The organism is Bradyrhizobium sp. 1(2017) (assembly GCF_011602485.2).
Classification (GTDB): Bacteria; Pseudomonadota; Alphaproteobacteria; order Rhizobiales; family Xanthobacteraceae; genus Bradyrhizobium.
The window spans coordinates 5,786,735-5,802,189 of record NZ_CP050022.2 but is presented as its reverse complement, the minus strand read 5'-3'; the positions used below and the strand labels follow the sequence as shown (position 1 = coordinate 5,802,189).

Here is a 15,455-nt window from a genome sequence, read left to right as displayed (position 1 = left end):
AACGATTTGGTTCCCGGCAGATAGCGCGGCAATGGGTTAACTGTCCCCAAGGGCGTTCGCGGGAACTTTCGTGAGCGGTCAGCGGCGCTATTCCATTTCCTGCTGGATCACGCGCCCGAGCCCGAACAGACGCTGGTCGATCGTGGTCGGAACCTCGCAGACGAATCGCACCACTTTGTGACGATCCTCGAAAATGCGGGTCTTCCAGATCAGGTCGTTGCTGAGCGCCTCGACCTTGGCCTCGTCGCGCGGCGTTGCGCCCTGGAGCGCCTGGAGCGCCAGCACCTCCTCGCGGATCTTGTCGGCGGCCTCGCGCTGCTTGCGGCTGACGCGCTCGAGCCCGTTCATCACCTGGGAGCGCTGGGCGTTGAGCGTGTCGAACAGGCCGGCGAACAGCAGCTTTGCGTTGGCGGACTTGTCTGAGGCGGAGGCGGCCAGGAACTCCTTGACGGACTTCTCGGCCTCGTCCAGCGACGTCTTTCGCGCAGACAGCTTCGCGACCAGCGCGCTGATCTTGGCGTCGTCCTTCCATTTGTTCTGGACGTCGTCGAGCGCCGGCCCGGCCCAGACGGCCGCGAGCGAAATCTCCGGTACCTTGGCCTGGGTGCAGGGCCAGTCCGGATAGCGCGGATCAGCCGCGCGCGCGGCCGCGCCCGACAGCGCAATTGCCATGGCAGCCAAAATCCAAACCTTCATCCTTCGCCTCCCGCTGGTCCGCGTCGGGCCAGTCCGCGCGATGGATCATAGGCGAAAATCGCACCGACCATGAAGACGATTGTGCAGATCGCGACCACCGCCAGCGAGACCCAGTTGATCTGTCCGTACAGCGCGAAGCGGATCAGCTCGACCGCATGGGTGAACGGATTGGCCTCGCAGAGATAGTACAGGTAAGGGCTGCCCTCCTGCACCCGCCAGAGCGGGTAGAGCGCGGAGGAGGCGAAAAACATCGGGAAAATGACGAAATTCATCACGCCGGCGAAGTTTTCCAGCTGCTTGATGCCGGAGGAGATCAGCATGCCGAGCGAGCCCAGCATCAGCCCGGACAGGATCAGCGCCGGCAGCACGGTGAGATAGCCCGATGGCGGCGGGGTGATGTCCCAGAACCATGCGATCAGGAGGAACGCATAGACCTGGAGCAGCGATACGGCCGTGCCCGCGAGCAGCTTGCAGAACAGCAGGAACCCGCGCGGCAGCGGGCTCACCAGCAGCGTGCGCATATTGCCCATCTCGCGGTCATAGACCATCGAGAGCGAGGACTGCATGCCGTTGAAGAGCTGGATCATCGCCATCAAGCCGGGTGCGATATAGACCTCGTAGAGGATGTAGGTCTCGTAAGGCGGGATGATGGAGATGCCGAGCACCTGGCGGAAGCCGGCGGCGAAGATGAACAGCCACACCAGCGGCCGCACCAGCGCCGAGACGAAGCGCTCACGTTGATGCAGGAAGCGCAGGCCCTCGCGCCAGACGATGCCCGTGAGGCACGTCATGTACTCGCCGGCCGAGAAGCCGCGCGGCGCCTCACGCGTGGTGATGCTGCTCATGCGCCGCCTCCCGGCATGGTTTGCGCGCCGGTCAGGCGCATGAAGGCGGTGTTGACGTCCTGCGCGCCGGCCTCCGCGACGACGCGGCTCATCGGCCCCTGCGCCAGCACCTTGCCCTGGTGCAGCACCACGAGGTCGTCATTGGGCATGATCTCGTCGAACAGATGCGTGGCCCAGAGCACGCCGATGCCCTGCTCGGTCACGAGCTGGCGGACATGGCTGATGATGTCGGCGCGCGCCTTGACGTCCAGGCCGACGGTCGGCTCGTCCAGCAACAGCAGGCGAGGCCGGTGCAGCAGCGCGCGGGCGATCTCCAGCCGTCGCATCTGCCCGCCGGAGAGGTCGCGCACCTTGCTGCCGGCGCGCTCGGCGAGACCGATGCGGCCGAGCAACTCGGCGCTGCGTGAAGCCGCCTCGCGCCGGCTGATGCCGTGGAGAGCCGCGTGATAGAGCAAATTCTGCGTCAGCGAGAGGTCGAGATCGAGCGTGCGCGGCTGGAACACGACACCGAGCAGCCGCAGCGCCTCGCCAGGAGTCTTGCTGATGTCGTGTCCGAAAATGCCGACGCGTCCCGATTGGATGCCGAACAGGCGCGTGATGAGCGAGAACAGCGTGCTCTTGCCGGCGCCGTTGAGGCCGAGCAGCGCCGTGAAGCTCGCCGGCTGCACGTCGAAGGAGACGTCGGTCAGCGCCCGCCGTGGACCGTAGGAATGGCTGACGCCGCCGATCGACAGCGCCGGCACCGCGGCCGCTTGCGGCCTTGGCGCTTGACGCGGTTCGGCGGTCGGGGCAGGGCCGGTCATGGCGCGATCGCGACGCCCCAGGGCAGTTCGCCCACCTGGATGGTCTTGATCACCTTTTGCGCGGCGACGTCGATGACGGAGACGTCGTTCGACACGCCGTTGGTGGTGAGCAGGTATTTTTCGTCGGGCGTGAACGCCACGTGCCAGACCCGCTGGCCGACCAGGAGATATTTCGTCACCTTGCGCGAGGCGACGTCGACCACGGCGATGCGGTTGGCGGGGCCGAGCGCGACGAAGGCGGTCTTGTCGTCCTTTGTCATCCCGATCCCGACCGGCTGGATCGCCTCCTTCCTCAGGCCCGGGATCTCGAACGTGACCTTGCCGATCACCTCGTGCTTTTTCGGGTCGATGATCGAGATGGTCCCGCCGATCTCCGAGGACACCCACACTTCGGAGCTGTCGTGCTTGAACTCGGCAAAGCGCGGGCGCGCGTCGACCAGCACGTTGGCGACGATCTGGCGCGTGGCGGTGTCGATGAAATGCGCCATGTTGGTCGTTTCGGACGTGTTGATCAGGGTCTTGCCGTCGGGGCTGATGGTCATGCCCTCAGGCTCGACGCCGACCTGGATGTCGCCGAGGCGTGCGCGCTTCTCGAGGTCGATCACGGTCACCGTGTTGTCGTTCTCGTTGGCGACATAGAGGATCTTGCCGGCGGCATCCTGGGCGAACAATTCAGGGTCGGGGCCGGAGGGCAGGCTGTCCACCACGGTTTGCGTCTTGGCGTCGATCACCTGGATGGTGTCGTCGTCACCGACCGCGACCATCACGAACTTGCCGTCGCGCGTGAAATCGATGCCGCGCGGGCGCTGGCCGACCTTGATGGTCTTGGTCACGGTCCAGCTGTCGGTGTCGATCACCGACACCGTGTTGCTCTTCTCGTTCGAGACATAGGCGATGAACGCATGCGCGGGCGCCGCCGCCATCGCCAGTCCGAAGAGAAGTCCCACACGCCACATGCGCAACATATGCGTCCTCATTTCAGCTTGCATTTGCTCTCCGGACGGTCGTAGCCGAGCGTGTCGAGCTCGGAGACCTGGTGCAGGAAGCCCTCCTGCGGCGACACCGACACCACCATGCGTCCGTCGACCAGCAGGATGGGCTGGCGCAGCTGGAGATTCCAGTCGCGCAGCGTCAGCCGCGTGCCCTTGAAGGCGGCGACGGAGAAATCCGGGCCCTTGATGAAGTCGGTGACTTTCCTGACATCGCCGGAATTGGTGCGCGAGGTGGCCTCGCCAATCATGCGCACCGCCGTCCAGGCCTGCATGTCGAGCGCGGTCATCCGGCGCGCGTTCAGTTTGACGAAGCGGTTCTGTATCTGGATCGCGCCCCACTGGTCCTGCGCGGCGTCCCAGCTGCGCGGAACGAGGCCGGCCGAGCCCGCGACGGGCCGCGGATCCCAGGTGCGATACGGCAGGTACGCGCCGAACACCTCGCTCTCGTCGGCCGCGACCAGCACGTCATAGGCCGGCGCCTGTTGAGTGAAGACAGGCATCTGGCGCTGGATCAGCGTGACACCGGAGTCCGTGCGGCGCGCGCCGCCCTTGTCCTCGAACGTGCGCTCCTGCACGATCTTGGCGCCGAAGCGCGTCGCGGTGCGCCGGAGCGCGTCGGCAAACAGCTTGTCCTCGTCATGCGAGCCGACCACGAGCAGCCAGCGCGACCATTTCTTCCACACCAGATACTGGCCGAGCGCATCCGCCAGCATCGCGCGCGTGGGGGCGGTATGGATGACGTTGGCGCGGCAATCGGCCTCGCGCAGCCGCTCGTCGATTGCGCCGACATTGAACAGCAGCGTGCCGCGTTCGCGCAGGGCGTCAGAGACTTTCAGCAGGGCATCGGCCGGCAGGTCGGCGATGATGAAGCCATTCTTGTCGGCAAGGGCGGTTGCGGCCTGGACCGGATCCTCACCTTCCTTGATGCGGCGCTCTTCCAGCGTAAAACGCTGATTGAGGAATTTCCCGGTGGTGTTGTTGTCCTCGATGGCGAGGCGGGCGCCGGCGAAGCCGTCGTTCTCCGCGGGCTGCTCGGCCAGCGACAGGGTCGATTTGGTGCCGGCGACGCCGAGATAGCCGACGCCGATCGTTACCGGGTCGGCCGCGAGCGCACTCGTCGCGGCAACACCCAGGCCGATCAGGCCGACCAGCCATCGGATCATGCTTCCTCCAAGCGATTTTCCTCCGAGCGTCTCCCCGGCTTGACCGCTGGTGGAGAATTGTCTCTGCTAAAGCATGACCAATTTGTCAGGGCATGCAACCCCGCATTTCGTCCCCGCGCGCACGAGGACCGGAATCACGATCATGCGAGCGCTGATATGTTTCGCCGCTTTGCTGTTGACGGGATCGATCGCGCTCGCCGATCCGCCGAAACTCGCGGTGTTCGATTTCGAGCTGATCGACACCAGCCTGCCCGGCGAGTTCTACGGCTCGAAGCCCGAGCAGGCGCGGCTGGAGCGCATCAGCGAGCAACTGCGCAAGGAATTGGCGGGTTCAGGCAAGTTCCAGGTGCTCGACATCGCGCCGGTCAGGGATGCCGCCCGTCGCGCGAACCTGCAGGCCTGTGGCGGCTGCGATATCGAGCTCGCCGGGCAGCTCGGCGCCGATCTGGAGATCACCGGCTTGGTGCAGAAGGTCTCGAACCTGATCATCAACCTCAACATCTATCTGCGCAACGTGAAGACCGGCAACATGATCACGGTCGCCAGCGCCGACATGCGCGGCAACACCGACGAAGCCTGGACGCGCACGATGAGCTACCTCATCCGCAACAGGCTGCTGGCGCCGAACTACGGGCGGCCGGAGTAGGGGGCTCACCCCTTCAATCTCTCCGCATGCCAGTGCAGATGATCGCCCATGAAGGTCGAGATGAAATAATAGCTGTGGTCGTAACCCGCCTGCCGCCGCAGCGTCAGCGGGATGCTCGCCTTGGCGCAGGCGGCTTCGAGCAGCTCCGGCTTGAGCTGCTCTTTCAGGAAATTGTCGGCCTCGCCGACATCGACCAGGAAGCCGGAGAACTTCGCGCCATCCTCGATCAATGCCACCGTATCGTGGCTGCGCCAGGCATCCTTGTTCGGTCCGAGATAGCCGGTCAGCGCCTTGATGCCCCAGGGCACGAGCGAAGGCGCCACGATCGGCGCAAAGGCGCTCGCCGCGCGGAAACGGTGCGGATTGCGCAGCGCCACCGTCAGCGCGCCGTGGCCGCCCATGGAATGGCCCATCACCGATTGCCGCCTGGCATCGACCGGGAAATTCTCGACCACCAGCTTCGGCAGCTCGTCGGTGACATAGCTCCACATGCGATAGTTGCGCGCGAACGGCTCTTGCGTCGCATCGACATAGAAGCCGGCGCCCAGGCCGAAATCATAGGCATTGTTGGCATCGCCAGGCACGTCGGGCCCGCGCGGTGAGGTGTCGGGCGCGACGAAGATCAGGCCGAGCTCGGCGCACGCTTTGCGGAATTCGCCCTTCTCGGTGACGTTGGCATGCGTGCAGGTGAGCCCGGAAAGGTACCAGACCACGGGCAGCTTGGCGCCGTCCGCATGCGGGGGAACATAGACCGAGAACACCATGTCGGTTCCGGTCGCCTGGCTCGCATGGCGATAGACGCCCTGCACGCCGCCATGGGATTTGTTCGTCGAGACAGTCTGGATCGTCATGCCTTAGAACTCCGTGGCATCTCACCGCAATCGACATTGCAATGCTTGTGTGACCGAAATTTGTGGCGTCGTCAGGCGACGCCGCTGTCGATCGCCAGTCGCACCAGCTCGACCGAGGTCTTCACCCCAAGCTTCTGGCGCATGATCGAGGAGGTGTTGGCCACCGTCTTGTAGGACGATTGCACCAGCCAGGCGATCTCGGACAGGCTCTTGCCGGCGCTGAGCAGCCGCAGGATCTCCATCTCGCGGGCGTTCAGCTTCGACAGCGGACTTTGTGCCAGCGCAGGTCCTGCGAAGGCGATGCTGCGCGCGATCGCGCTCGGCAGGTAGGTGCCGCCGCCGCCGACGGCGCGGATCGCCTCGACGAGGTCGTCGGGGTCGCCGGTCTTGGAGACGTAGCCCTTGGCGCCGCATTCGATCGCACGCGCGGCGAATGCGGGATCGTCGTTCATGCTGAACATGATGATGCGGGCCTCCGGCGCGCGCTCGAGGATGCGGCGCGCGAGCTCGAATCCAGAGACGGTCGGCAGGTTGATGTCGATGATGCAGAGATCGGGACGTTCGACGATGAACACGCACTCGCCGTCTTCGGCGTCGGCGGCTTCCAGGATCTCGATCTCGCCCTCGTCGGCCAGCACGGCCCGGCAGCCGGAGGCGACAATGGGATGATCGTCGACGATCAGAATGCGCATAGGCGTTCCCCGCGACAGCGCGTTCCCTGGGATAAAGCTTGCCTGTTTTGCCGCATGAGGCCGACCAGGCAAGACGCGCGCGTCTCATGTCGCCTCATGCAACCCGGCCGGGATTGCTGTACGCTTCCGATTAGATATCCGCCGCTTCGTCTCTGTCAACGTCATCGGGCAGGCGGGCAAAACCTTCGCGGGGTGCGAGCGATACCAATGTGGCAAAATCTATCCTTGCGCGGGCGCATCAACCTGTTGCTGGCGCTGCTGCTGGCCCTGGGGCTCGCCGTCAATATCGGCCGCCAGGTTGCGGAGGCGGGTCCGCGGGTGCAGGCCGAGGACCAGAGCGTGATCCGGCTCGCGCGCGAGTTCATCGAGATGATCGTGGCGGACCTGAACGAGGCGCCTGATCCGGATGCGAAGCTGAATCAGATCGCGCGCGATCTCAGCCGCCTGCGCCATGTCAGCATCGCGCTCCATGACGCCGGCGGCCGTCCGCTGACCCCGCCCCGAACCGGGGCCGACGCTGAGACGCGCGGGCCGCCGGCCTGGTTTGTCGGCCTGGTGCATCCCGAGCAGACCGCAGTCAGCGTGCCGGTCTCGATCCAGGGCAAGCCCGGCTCGCTCGTCATCACCTCGCATCCGACCGACGAGATTGCCGAAATCTGGGACAGCATCGTGACCCAGCTCGAAGTCGGCTCGGTCGTCGCGGTGGTGTTGTTCCTGCTGATGACGAATGTGGTCGGCCGCGCGCTGGCCCCGCTGCAGTCGTTGGCCGAGACGATGGGCAAGATCGAGGGCGGGCATTATGACGCGCGGGTCACACCGGGCGGTGCACCCGAGCTTGCGGCGATTTGCGGCAAGCTCAATCATCTGGCGGCAGCGCTCGGCGAGGCGGTCGAGGACAAGCGCCGCCTTGCGGAACGCGCGGTGTCGCTCCAGGACGTCGAGCGCAAGGAGATCGCGCGCGAGCTGCATGACGAGTTCGGGCCCTATCTGTTCTCGCTGCGTGCCCATGCCAGTGCCCTAGCAAAGCTGGCGGATGGACGCGCGCCGAGTGCCGAGGCTGTCCGCAAGCACGGCAGCGCCTTGCTGGAGCAGATCAACGCGCTCCAGCAGTTCACCCGCCGCGTGCTCGAGCGGCTGCGGCCCGTGGGACTTGCCGAGCTTGGCCTGCGCCAGGCGCTGGAATCGCTGTGGCGGCTGTGGCGGGAGTCGCATCCCGAGGTCGCCATCGAGACCTCGATCTCACCGGCGCTGGGCACGACCGGCGAGACCGCCGACCTCACCATCTACCGCATCGTGCAGGAGGCGCTCACCAACGTGTTCCGCCACGCCGGCGCGACCTCGGTCAACGTCGTGATCGAGCCGGCGGGGCAGCAGGGGCGCGACGGCCGCGTCTGCGCCCGGGTGCGGATCAGTGACAATGGCCGCGGCATGGAGCCGGGCCAGAAGCTCGGCTTCGGCCTCGTCGGCATGCGCGAGCGGATTTTGGCGCTGGGCGGCACGCTCAACGTCGTCTCCGGCGAGGGCGGCTTGACCGTCGAGGCGCTGGTCCCGACGGCGGCGGCCTGATCGCACCCGAAACGGTCGGGAAAAATTCCCGATCTGATCGGGAAAACGGGTGTGGGTATCGCCCGACCTTTTGTGGCTGGCGCACCCATTGCGGCAGAATACACTCGTCTCGACCAATCGGCGAAAATCAAAACAGCCGGTAGTTGCGGATGGGAAGGTGGGGGATGGGCAAGGTTCTTTCGTTCAAGCGTCGTTTATTGATGGCCTCGGTGTCGACGGGGCTGGTGTCGGGTTTGGTCCTTGCGAGCCCTGCCAAGGCCGCCCCGGACGAGCAGACCAACGTTCAGAACCTGCCGCCGGTCGAGGTGACCGCACCACCGTCGGCAACGCGGCGCGCGGCGCCGTCGCGACCGGTCGCGCGGGTGGGCGCGCCCGGGTCCGCCGCTCCGAGGACCCGGCTCTATGTCTACCCGACCTCGCCGGGCATCGGCCGGGGTCTCGATGTCGACAAGGTCCCTTCGGCGATCAACGCGGTCGATGCCAGCCAGATCAGGCGTACCAACTCGCTGAACATCACCGATGCGCTGCGCGACTACATTCCCGGCGTCAACATCAGCGAAGTCACAGGCAATCCGTTCACGCCTGACATCGAGTTCCGCGGCTTCGTCGCGTCTCCCGTGACCGGCACGCCGCAAGGCCTTGCCGTGTACCAGAACGGCGTCCGCATCAACGAAGCGTTCTCGGACGCCGTCAACTGGGACCTGATCCCCACCGCCGCAATCAGGTCGGTGACGCTCGTGACCAACAATCCCGCCTTCGGCCTCAATGCGCTGGGCGGCGCGCTCAACTTGCAAATGAAGGATGGCTTCACCTATCAGGGCGCGGAGGTCGACGTCATGGGCGGCTCGTTCGGCCGCATCCAGGGGTCGGCGCAATGGGGCAAGCAGGTCGATCCGAATTACGCCGTCTACGGCGCGCTCGAGGGGCTGCGCGACAACGGTTTCCGCAATTTTTCCCAATCGACGATTCGGCGCTTCTACGGCGATGTCGGTTACAGGGCCGGCGACAGCGAATTCCACGTCAACATGGGGGCCGCCAAGAACAATTTCGGCGCCAGTGCCACCGTTCCGGCCGAGCTGCTGGAAAAATATTGGGGGGCGACCTACACCACACCGCAGACCACGGCCAACCGCGTCGGCTATCTCAACTTCACCGGAAAGGTCGACGCGACGCCGACCTGGACGCTCGAAGGTACCGCCCATGTGCGCAGGTTCGAGCAGAACATCGTCGACGGCAATCCGACCGACGCCGAGGAGTGCGCTGCAGATCCGGCGTTGCTCTGCTTTGGCGACGACACCACCCCCGCCAACGGCGGGGGGGGCGTGCAGCTCGCCAATCCCTTTGCACCGGGAACGATCCTCGGCGCGATTGACCGGGGCTCGATCCGTTCGTCCACATTCGGCGTGTCGGGCCAAGCCACCAACACCGATCAATTGTTCGGCCATGACAACCGCTTCGTCGTGGGCGCTACCTATGACGCCAGCGTGACGCGCTACAATGCCAGCTCCGAAATCGGTTCGATGGGAGAGAACTACGTCGTCACCGGCAGCGGCGTTTTCCTGGGGCCAACTCCCGCGGCAGACCCCATCGCCGGCCCCGTCTCGCTACGGACCGTCAATCAATATAATGGCCTCTACGCGATGGACACGTTCAACGTCACGGACGCCTTCGCCATCACGGGCGGCGGCCGCTTCAACGCGGCGCGGATCACGCTCGAGGACCAGCTCGGGACTGCGCTGAACGGCGATCACACCTTCACGCGCTTCAATCCGATCATCGGCGGCACCTACAAGATCACGCCGGGATTGACCGCTTATGCCGGCTATTCCGAGGCCAACCGCGTGCCGACGCCGCTCGAGCTCGGCTGCGCCGATCCCGCCAGGCCTTGCCTCATTGCAGCCTTCCTGGTTGCGGATCCGCCGCTGAAGCAGGTCGTCTCCAAGACCGTGGAGGCCGGTTTCCGCGGCACCCAGGAGCTGAACATCGGCACGCTCGGATGGAAGCTCGGCGGCTTCCGCGCCACCAATCACGACGACATCATGGCGGTGCCGGCCGTTGGCCGGACCGGCTTCGGCTATTTCTCGAACGTCGGCCGGACACGGCGGCAGGGGCTCGAGGCCGAAGTCAACATCAAGTCTCCGACGCTTCAGTTCCAGGCGAGCTACGCCTTCGTCGACGCGCGCTTCCTTGACCCGCTCGAGCTCGGTTCCGAAAGCCCGTTTGCCGATCCGGCCACCGAGACCATCCAAGTCAGGCCCGGCAACCAGATCCCCGCGATCCCGCGCCACCGCGTCAAGGTCGGCGTCGACTATGCCGTGACCGACGTCTGGAAGGTCGGCGGCAACGCGCTGTTCGTCTCCAACCAATTTATAGTCGGCGACGAGTCGAACCAGTTCGCGAAGCTGCCATCCTATACGGTCTTCAATCTCTACACCTCCTATCAGGTTGCGAAAAACATCCAGCTCTACGGCCGCGTCGACAATCTGTTCGACAAACGCTACGTGACCTACGGGCAGTTCTTCGACCGCGATGCCTTGCCCAACTTCACCAATGGCGGCGCAGATTTCATTGATCCGCGCTCGCTCAGCCCCGCGAGGCCAAGGGCGTTCTATGCGGGCATGCGGGTGACGTTCTAGGGCGGCGCGGACACCGCTTCGCGCGGAAGGGGCCAAGCTGTTGTCTCTCAGCAGCTTGGCGCATCGGCCCAATGACGCTTGCACCGTCCGCGAGGAGGCCGTCCCGCCTATACGGACTGTCCGGCCGATTGGGCAATTGGACAGGCAAGCTAAAACCGCCAGAAGCCCAGAGCGGGCAAACTAATTCGGACGCGGTCGGATGTCAGTGCTAGACTCGGGGATGAAGAAAATCCTCATGGTCGCGCTGGTCACCACAGTTCCAGCGCTGGCTCAAGTCGGTTCCCCGCAAAAGCCGCCTCTGACTGATCGTGAACAGGTTAAGGCTGACCGCGCAAAAGCCGTCGAAGCCGAAAAAAGCGCACCTACAACGCGACCTTGGGATCGTGACGCGGACGGCAAGCGTCCCTGGGATCAAAAGCCCTCGAAGCCCTGACCCGAAGAGCAAGCTTCCAATGGCGCCTGTTTTCCTCAGGAGGCACAGGCAGTGCTTTCCGCATCCCTTCGAGCGTGTTTTCGATGATGCGGCTCCGGGTGCGCCGCTTCCAGAATGGCCATGGCCTTCCAAGCCTTACCGGTAGGAACGGTTCGGATGGTTGCCCGTTGGTCCTTCACCTACTGCCGATGGGCGCGCTGCGGTGGCAGCAAACCGGGTGAGCCCAATGAGGAAACGTTTTACCCTCGCTCCAGCTGTGAGCTTTCGGCCTTCAGCGTCTCTGCTGAAGGCCATCAGGGCGTGGATGGCTCATCAGAACAACGGCTCTTCCTTGTCCGAGGCGGTTGGTCGCCTCGTCGAGCTGGGCCTCACGTCGAACGACCGTCGTGATCAGCAGAAACTGCGCGCGCGCAAGATGGCTGGCGATGCGATCGATGGTATGGGCGACAAGGCCACGACGGAAGAGGCCCGGGTCTCGCGCAAGCAGGATCTGCTCAACGGACCCGCGGAGTTCAACCGCTTGCGCAAAGATAGACCCAGCACAACGAGCGGATCCGGGGAACAAGTGGGCAGCGCGAGCAAGATGAACACCAGACACGTCACCAGAGAAAAAAGAGGGATCAAGCCATGAGACAGCGATCACACGCGCGGGCCGTCAAAGAGGCCCACGACTTGTTCAAGCCGATCGCGAAAAAGCCACCGACCGACTATGAGCAAGCGCAACTGACTTTTCACGCAAATCGGGAGCGTCTGAAAGCCGAAAGGTTGGCCAGGGAAGCCAAGCGCCGTGGCCAGCCCGCTAGAGCACCTTAGGTGCCGCACTTCTACTTTGATATCTGGGACGGCGAGTCGCTCGTGGTCGACGAAGAGGGTCTGAGTTTGACCGGTCAAAGGGCCGCGGAGGTCGAGGCGGCACTGTCTCTTGCCGACATCACCAGAGAGCTTGATCCCTTCACGAGTAGCGACGGATTGACCATTCAGGTTCGGGATGCGGTCGGCCCTGACTTCAGCGTAACTTTCGTGGGTGAAAGAGCGCGGCCGGGCGATTGATGAGATAGGCGCACAGCGTCATCGCAGCCGGTTTATGATGTGAGCATCATCTCAACTCAAACCGGTGTCACGTCCTAACGCAGAGCCAATCGTGGCGCTCTTCCGGATCGGCTCCGGCTAGAGCATCGAAAGCACCACAATTCCGTCTTCGAGTTCTCCCGAAGCAAGGCGCGCCCGCGCGATGCGCTCGAACTCCGTCCGGTGTTTCTGGAAATAGCTGAAGGCCTGCTTCTGCGTGTTGAATGTCGTCGCGAGCCGGCACATCTGCCGGTTTGCGCCGGACGCGAGAAAGAAAGTGATGGTTCCGTGGTCAGGCTTGCTTCTAGGCACGATCTGCTCTCTCCGGCATGTGATCGGCCCTTCGAATTGCTGACTATCGCACCGGCTTCTTGGAACGCTTCTTGGGCGTCGGCGGTGGCAAAGCTATTCGCATCGCTTCATCGGCGGCTTCCTTGGCCTCGCGCACCTCACGGAGCCGCGCCATGTTCTTGCGGACCTCGACGCCCTGTCTTTCGACATCCGCCAACGCTCGCGCTCCCTCTTCAGCGGCCAGACGCTTGCGATCGGAGCGCGCGACGCCTTCGGGTGACAGCTCTGCCGATTTCTTGGCGTTCATTGCTCACCCGGCTTGGAAACCGACAAAACCCGCTCAATCCGAAGATCGAGCGGGCAGGGGGCCGTTTCAGTACATCCGTGAAACGGCACCACGATATCAAGCCAGCGAGAGGTTCTCGGCGCTGACCTTGCCTCGCATCTTGTCGGTCTTGACCTCGAAGTTGACCTTTTGGCCTTCTGCGAGACCGGCGAGACCGGCACGTTCGACGGCGCTGATGTGAACGAAAACATCATTGCTACCGTCGCTCGGCTGAATGAAACCGAAGCCCTTTTGGCCGTTGAACCACTTCACAGTACCTGTCGTCATCTGCTTCTCCAAAGCGCGCAATCGCTACCCGCGCGACAATCACGCGGTCATCTTCAACTTCGTCGATGTCTTTGGAAAAGGAGCCCGCGGGCGCATTCAACAAGGCACAGCGGCTAATCGAACGACTTCAATATACACCACATACGCGATTTTGCAAGGAGGCAAGCCAATTTGCTTCCGCGAAGACCAGTCCCGGTGTTCCGATTAAATCGCTTCGCGTGCCCTTGTAGGAAACACGTTATCGATTGACAGCGCTGCACGAGAGGATCACGTTCATGCCACCAAGCTGCATCGCTCGTGACGAGCAGATCGGCTTGTGCGCAGCCGCGGCCAAGGTCGCCGCCACTATCCTCAAAAGTCGGAATGAAGCTCCTGCGGAATTGGCTGCCACAGGACGTGCCGCATTCGCAGCCATCGGCAAGGAGACTCAATTGCACGTACTCGTCAGAGACAATAACGTTGATCAGGCACTTCGTGTTCTCAAGAAGAAGATGCAACGCGAGGGCGTCTTCCGCGAGATGAAGCAGAGGCGTTCCTACGAAAAGCCGTCCGAGAGAAAGACCCGCGAGAAGTCCGAGGCCATTCGCCGAGCCCGCAAGCTCGCCCGGAAGCAGGCAATCCGTGAGGGATTGCTGCCCGCGCCGCCGAAGAAGAAGCCGCTCGAGCGCAAATCACCCTTGCCGGAGATCAAGGCACGGGCGGAATAGAGAGCGTCCTCCTTGGCGAGGATGCCGTCGAGCTATTGTCGGAAATCGATGCCCCGCAGCACGATGCCCGGTGGCGTGCCTTCGAACTCCGCCGCCCGATATTTGCTGGCCGCTCGAGCTTCGATGCGATCCCGCAGGCGGGTGAACTGGGCTTCCCGTTGGTCGGCTCTGACTTGAGGCCCGCGCTCGATATAGTCCATCGCGGAGGTGGAAATCGCGCAAGGAACCTCCCTGGCACCGTCATGCATCGAGAACCGGACGATCATCCGGTCGTATTCGTGGCTGATAAAGCGGCCGCTGGTCAATGTCATGGCTTGCTCCGTTACGTGGTTGCGACCCGGCACGGTCGTGCGTTCAATCATCGCGCGCGACGGGCCGCGCGCTTCCCGGTCGCGCCGAGCATGGCAGGTGTCGCGATGCAGGCGGCCGTCGTTCGCCTCAGCTCTCCCCCGACAGCCGGGCGAAATCGTCGAACAGGGCTGCCACCAGCGCGCGATGGCGCGTATCCTCGGCGGGCAGACCCGCAGCATAGAGGTTGAGGAGATGGCGTGCTTTCACTGCCGCCTCCGGCCAGGACGCGGCAGGCACCGTCATCATGCGATTTTCGAGATCGGCTTCGCGCTCGCGCAGTTCGCGGAGGTTGGCTTCGACGTCAGCCAATGCGCGGCGCAGGTCGGTGGCCTTCTGCGCGGCCATACCGCGATGCTTGTCGAGGTCGACCGGCTGGTCAGTCATGGCCGATGCTCGCGTCAGCGGCTTGCGCGTTCGCAAGATCGATCGAGTCGATCGACAGCATCTCAGTGGCGCCGCAGGCAGCCTCGATGCCGCGGATGCGGAACGAATGCTTGGAGTGGACGGCTTCTCGCCGCGAGCGGATGGTCATGCACGCTGCCTTTCGCAACTGGAAGCCCAACCGATGCTGCTGCCGCGACCATGCGCCCTTCGCTTGGCGATAGCCAGCACTATCGTCACACGGCAGCGAACGAAGATGTCGCGGCAAAGCCTGTCGCCGGCGCATTCCACGGTCGCTATTGGCTGAGCACGGGCGTAGCCTCGCTGCCATCACCGCACATCTCAACGGCTTCGATCGTGTGACTGGGCGGTGGCCGCGTTTGCGATGGCTGCTTGGCATTGCCTTTAACCGATCGGAAACCATCGCAAATGATCCGAAAATTTTAACGAAACGACTTGGCTGCTTCTGCGTCGATGTGTCGGAGGGCCCGTCCGATGACAGAGCACCAGTTGAGAGAGCAGGAGTTCCAGATCGCGCGTTACAGGCAGCTGGAGCGGGAAGTGACGGACCCGCTCGCGGCGTGTCTGCTTCACAGCATCATCGAGGAGCTCGAAGCCGAGCTGCGCAGAGACAGACCGGAATGGCACGGGCCGCGCAATTAACGCTTTCTTAGCGCTAATGATGCGGATTACCCGCTTGGGATCACCAACGGAGATGACC

Annotated in this window: 21 protein-coding genes; 8 read left to right on the top strand and 13 right to left on the bottom strand. The window is 63.9% G+C overall.

The features are described from left to right. Window positions 1–87: 87 nt before the first annotated feature. The 5 genes from HAP40_RS27615 to HAP40_RS27595 are packed head-to-tail and all read right to left on the bottom strand — an operon-like array spanning window position 88 to window position 4,499. Window positions 88–696, bottom strand: a complete 609-nt coding sequence (locus tag HAP40_RS27615; RefSeq protein ID WP_166814783.1) for a hypothetical protein — start codon at window positions 694–696, stop codon at window positions 88–90. Further along, entirely contained in the window at window positions 693–1,541 is an 849-nt protein-coding gene (locus HAP40_RS27610; RefSeq protein ID WP_166814784.1) for an ABC transporter permease, read from the bottom strand. Before HAP40_RS27610 ends, HAP40_RS27615 begins: the two co-directional genes overlap by 4 nt. Beyond that, entirely contained in the window at window positions 1,538–2,344 is an 807-nt protein-coding gene (locus HAP40_RS27605; protein ID WP_166814785.1) for an ABC transporter ATP-binding protein, read from the bottom strand. Before HAP40_RS27605 ends, HAP40_RS27610 begins: the two co-directional genes overlap by 4 nt. After that, entirely contained in the window at window positions 2,341–3,333 is a 993-nt protein-coding gene (locus HAP40_RS27600; RefSeq protein ID WP_414645345.1) for a YVTN family beta-propeller repeat protein, read from the bottom strand. Before HAP40_RS27600 ends, HAP40_RS27605 begins: the two co-directional genes overlap by 4 nt. Continuing rightward, window positions 3,318–4,499 carry an ABC transporter substrate-binding protein gene (locus tag HAP40_RS27595; RefSeq protein ID WP_166814786.1) on the bottom strand — a complete coding sequence of 394 codons (1,182 nt, stop codon included), beginning with the start codon at window positions 4,497–4,499 and terminating at the stop codon, window positions 3,318–3,320. Before HAP40_RS27595 ends, HAP40_RS27600 begins: the two co-directional genes overlap by 16 nt. A gap of 73 nt (window positions 4,500–4,572) precedes the next feature. Between HAP40_RS27595 and HAP40_RS27590 the strand changes: the two genes are divergently transcribed. Then, window positions 4,573–5,145 carry a DUF3280 domain-containing protein gene (locus HAP40_RS27590; RefSeq protein WP_208024880.1) on the top strand — a complete coding sequence of 191 codons (573 nt, stop codon included), beginning with the start codon at window positions 4,573–4,575 and terminating at the stop codon, window positions 5,143–5,145. A 5-nt stretch (window positions 5,146–5,150) separates the two neighbouring features. Here the strand turns inward: HAP40_RS27590 and fghA are convergent, their stop codons facing one another. After that, entirely contained in the window at window positions 5,151–5,996 is an 846-nt protein-coding gene (gene fghA / locus HAP40_RS27585) for an S-formylglutathione hydrolase (protein ID WP_166814788.1), read from the bottom strand. 71 nt (window positions 5,997–6,067) lie between these two features. Continuing rightward, window positions 6,068–6,688: a response regulator gene (locus tag HAP40_RS27580; protein WP_157326983.1), complete on the bottom strand. Its 621-nt coding sequence runs from the start codon at window positions 6,686–6,688 to the stop codon at window positions 6,068–6,070. A gap of 207 nt (window positions 6,689–6,895) precedes the next feature. Between HAP40_RS27580 and HAP40_RS27575 the strand changes: the two genes are divergently transcribed. From HAP40_RS27575 to HAP40_RS27555, 5 genes are all read left to right on the top strand, one after another. After that, complete coding sequence (locus HAP40_RS27575) at window positions 6,896–8,254, top strand: histidine kinase (protein ID WP_166814789.1); 1,359 nt, start codon at window positions 6,896–6,898, stop codon at window positions 8,252–8,254. A 164-nt stretch (window positions 8,255–8,418) separates the two neighbouring features. Beyond that, window positions 8,419–10,890 (top strand): TonB-dependent receptor, encoded by a 2,472-nt coding sequence (locus HAP40_RS27570; protein WP_334270715.1) that lies wholly within the window; start codon window positions 8,419–8,421, stop codon window positions 10,888–10,890. A 220-nt stretch (window positions 10,891–11,110) separates the two neighbouring features. Continuing rightward, complete coding sequence (locus HAP40_RS27565) at window positions 11,111–11,323, top strand: hypothetical protein (protein ID WP_166814790.1); 213 nt, start codon at window positions 11,111–11,113, stop codon at window positions 11,321–11,323. A 304-nt stretch (window positions 11,324–11,627) separates the two neighbouring features. Next, window positions 11,628–11,954: a hypothetical protein gene (locus HAP40_RS27560; protein ID WP_166814791.1), complete on the top strand. Its 327-nt coding sequence runs from the start codon at window positions 11,628–11,630 to the stop codon at window positions 11,952–11,954. Between the two features lie 182 nt (window positions 11,955–12,136). Next, window positions 12,137–12,373 carry a DUF6894 family protein gene (locus HAP40_RS27555; protein ID WP_166814792.1) on the top strand — a complete coding sequence of 79 codons (237 nt, stop codon included), beginning with the start codon at window positions 12,137–12,139 and terminating at the stop codon, window positions 12,371–12,373. Between the two features lie 117 nt (window positions 12,374–12,490). On the opposite strand, the gene HAP40_RS27550 is transcribed toward HAP40_RS27555, so the two are convergent. From HAP40_RS27550 to HAP40_RS27540, 3 genes are all read right to left on the bottom strand, one after another. Further along, window positions 12,491–12,703 (bottom strand): hypothetical protein, encoded by a 213-nt coding sequence (locus HAP40_RS27550; RefSeq protein ID WP_166814793.1) that lies wholly within the window; start codon window positions 12,701–12,703, stop codon window positions 12,491–12,493. Between the two features lie 43 nt (window positions 12,704–12,746). Beyond that, window positions 12,747–12,989, bottom strand: a complete 243-nt coding sequence (locus tag HAP40_RS27545) for a transcriptional regulator (RefSeq protein ID WP_166814794.1) — start codon at window positions 12,987–12,989, stop codon at window positions 12,747–12,749. Between the two features lie 96 nt (window positions 12,990–13,085). Beyond that, window positions 13,086–13,295 (bottom strand): cold-shock protein, encoded by a 210-nt coding sequence (locus HAP40_RS27540; RefSeq protein WP_166814795.1) that lies wholly within the window; start codon window positions 13,293–13,295, stop codon window positions 13,086–13,088. A 431-nt stretch (window positions 13,296–13,726) separates the two neighbouring features. Between HAP40_RS27540 and rpsU the strand changes: the two genes are divergently transcribed. Further along, window positions 13,727–14,002, top strand: coding sequence for a 30S ribosomal protein S21 (rpsU, locus tag HAP40_RS27535; RefSeq protein ID WP_166819339.1), 276 nt, complete (start codon window positions 13,727–13,729; stop codon window positions 14,000–14,002). 32 nt (window positions 14,003–14,034) lie between these two features. On the opposite strand, the gene HAP40_RS27530 is transcribed toward rpsU, so the two are convergent. The 3 genes from HAP40_RS27530 to HAP40_RS27520 form a co-directional block, all read right to left on the bottom strand. Next, the gene (locus HAP40_RS27530) at window positions 14,035–14,313 is read right to left on the bottom strand and encodes a DUF1488 domain-containing protein (RefSeq protein ID WP_166814796.1); all 279 of its coding nucleotides are present in this window, start codon (window positions 14,311–14,313) and stop codon (window positions 14,035–14,037) included. Between the two features lie 127 nt (window positions 14,314–14,440). Further along, the gene (locus HAP40_RS27525) at window positions 14,441–14,737 is read right to left on the bottom strand and encodes a hypothetical protein (protein ID WP_166814797.1); all 297 of its coding nucleotides are present in this window, start codon (window positions 14,735–14,737) and stop codon (window positions 14,441–14,443) included. After that, window positions 14,730–14,885 (bottom strand): hypothetical protein, encoded by a 156-nt coding sequence (locus tag HAP40_RS27520; protein WP_166814798.1) that lies wholly within the window; start codon window positions 14,883–14,885, stop codon window positions 14,730–14,732. Before HAP40_RS27520 ends, HAP40_RS27525 begins: the two co-directional genes overlap by 8 nt. A 344-nt stretch (window positions 14,886–15,229) precedes the next feature. Here HAP40_RS27520 and HAP40_RS27515 point away from each other — a divergent pair, with 344 nt between their 5' ends. Beyond that, window positions 15,230–15,397 (top strand): hypothetical protein, encoded by a 168-nt coding sequence (locus tag HAP40_RS27515; RefSeq protein ID WP_166814799.1) that lies wholly within the window; start codon window positions 15,230–15,232, stop codon window positions 15,395–15,397. Window positions 15,398–15,455 lie beyond the last annotated feature (58 nt).

What these genes read in the sequence shown, in the direction of transcription:
- HAP40_RS27615 (WP_166814783.1), bottom strand. Translation starts at nt 696, where the DNA reads ATGAAGGTTTGGATTTTGGCTGCCATGGCAATTGCGCTGTCGGGCGCG.
- HAP40_RS27610 (WP_166814784.1), bottom strand. Translation starts at nt 1,541, where the DNA reads ATGAGCAGCATCACCACGCGTGAGGCGCCGCGCGGCTTCTCGGCCGGC.
- HAP40_RS27605 (WP_166814785.1), bottom strand. Translation starts at nt 2,344, where the DNA reads ATGACCGGCCCTGCCCCGACCGCCGAACCGCGTCAAGCGCCAAGGCCG.
- HAP40_RS27600 (WP_414645345.1), bottom strand. Translation starts at nt 3,333, where the DNA reads ATGCAAGCTGAAATGAGGACGCATATGTTGCGCATGTGGCGTGTGGGA.
- HAP40_RS27595 (WP_166814786.1), bottom strand. Translation starts at nt 4,499, where the DNA reads ATGATCCGATGGCTGGTCGGCCTGATCGGCCTGGGTGTTGCCGCGACG.
- HAP40_RS27590 (WP_208024880.1), top strand. Translation starts at nt 4,573, where the DNA reads ATGACCAATTTGTCAGGGCATGCAACCCCGCATTTCGTCCCCGCGCGC.
- fghA (WP_166814788.1), bottom strand. Translation starts at nt 5,996, where the DNA reads ATGACGATCCAGACTGTCTCGACGAACAAATCCCATGGCGGCGTGCAG.
- HAP40_RS27580 (WP_157326983.1), bottom strand. Translation starts at nt 6,688, where the DNA reads ATGCGCATTCTGATCGTCGACGATCATCCCATTGTCGCCTCCGGCTGC.
- HAP40_RS27575 (WP_166814789.1), top strand. Translation starts at nt 6,896, where the DNA reads ATGTGGCAAAATCTATCCTTGCGCGGGCGCATCAACCTGTTGCTGGCG.
- HAP40_RS27570 (WP_334270715.1), top strand. Translation starts at nt 8,419, where the DNA reads ATGGGCAAGGTTCTTTCGTTCAAGCGTCGTTTATTGATGGCCTCGGTG.
- HAP40_RS27565 (WP_166814790.1), top strand. Translation starts at nt 11,111, where the DNA reads ATGAAGAAAATCCTCATGGTCGCGCTGGTCACCACAGTTCCAGCGCTG.
- HAP40_RS27560 (WP_166814791.1), top strand. Translation starts at nt 11,628, where the DNA reads ATGGCTCATCAGAACAACGGCTCTTCCTTGTCCGAGGCGGTTGGTCGC.
- HAP40_RS27545 (WP_166814794.1), bottom strand. Translation starts at nt 12,989, where the DNA reads ATGAACGCCAAGAAATCGGCAGAGCTGTCACCCGAAGGCGTCGCGCGC.
- HAP40_RS27540 (WP_166814795.1), bottom strand. Translation starts at nt 13,295, where the DNA reads ATGACGACAGGTACTGTGAAGTGGTTCAACGGCCAAAAGGGCTTCGGT.
- HAP40_RS27530 (WP_166814796.1), bottom strand. Translation starts at nt 14,313, where the DNA reads ATGACATTGACCAGCGGCCGCTTTATCAGCCACGAATACGACCGGATG.
- HAP40_RS27525 (WP_166814797.1), bottom strand. Translation starts at nt 14,737, where the DNA reads ATGACTGACCAGCCGGTCGACCTCGACAAGCATCGCGGTATGGCCGCG.
- HAP40_RS27520 (WP_166814798.1), bottom strand. Translation starts at nt 14,885, where the DNA reads ATGACCATCCGCTCGCGGCGAGAAGCCGTCCACTCCAAGCATTCGTTC.
- HAP40_RS27515 (WP_166814799.1), top strand. Translation starts at nt 15,230, where the DNA reads ATGACAGAGCACCAGTTGAGAGAGCAGGAGTTCCAGATCGCGCGTTAC.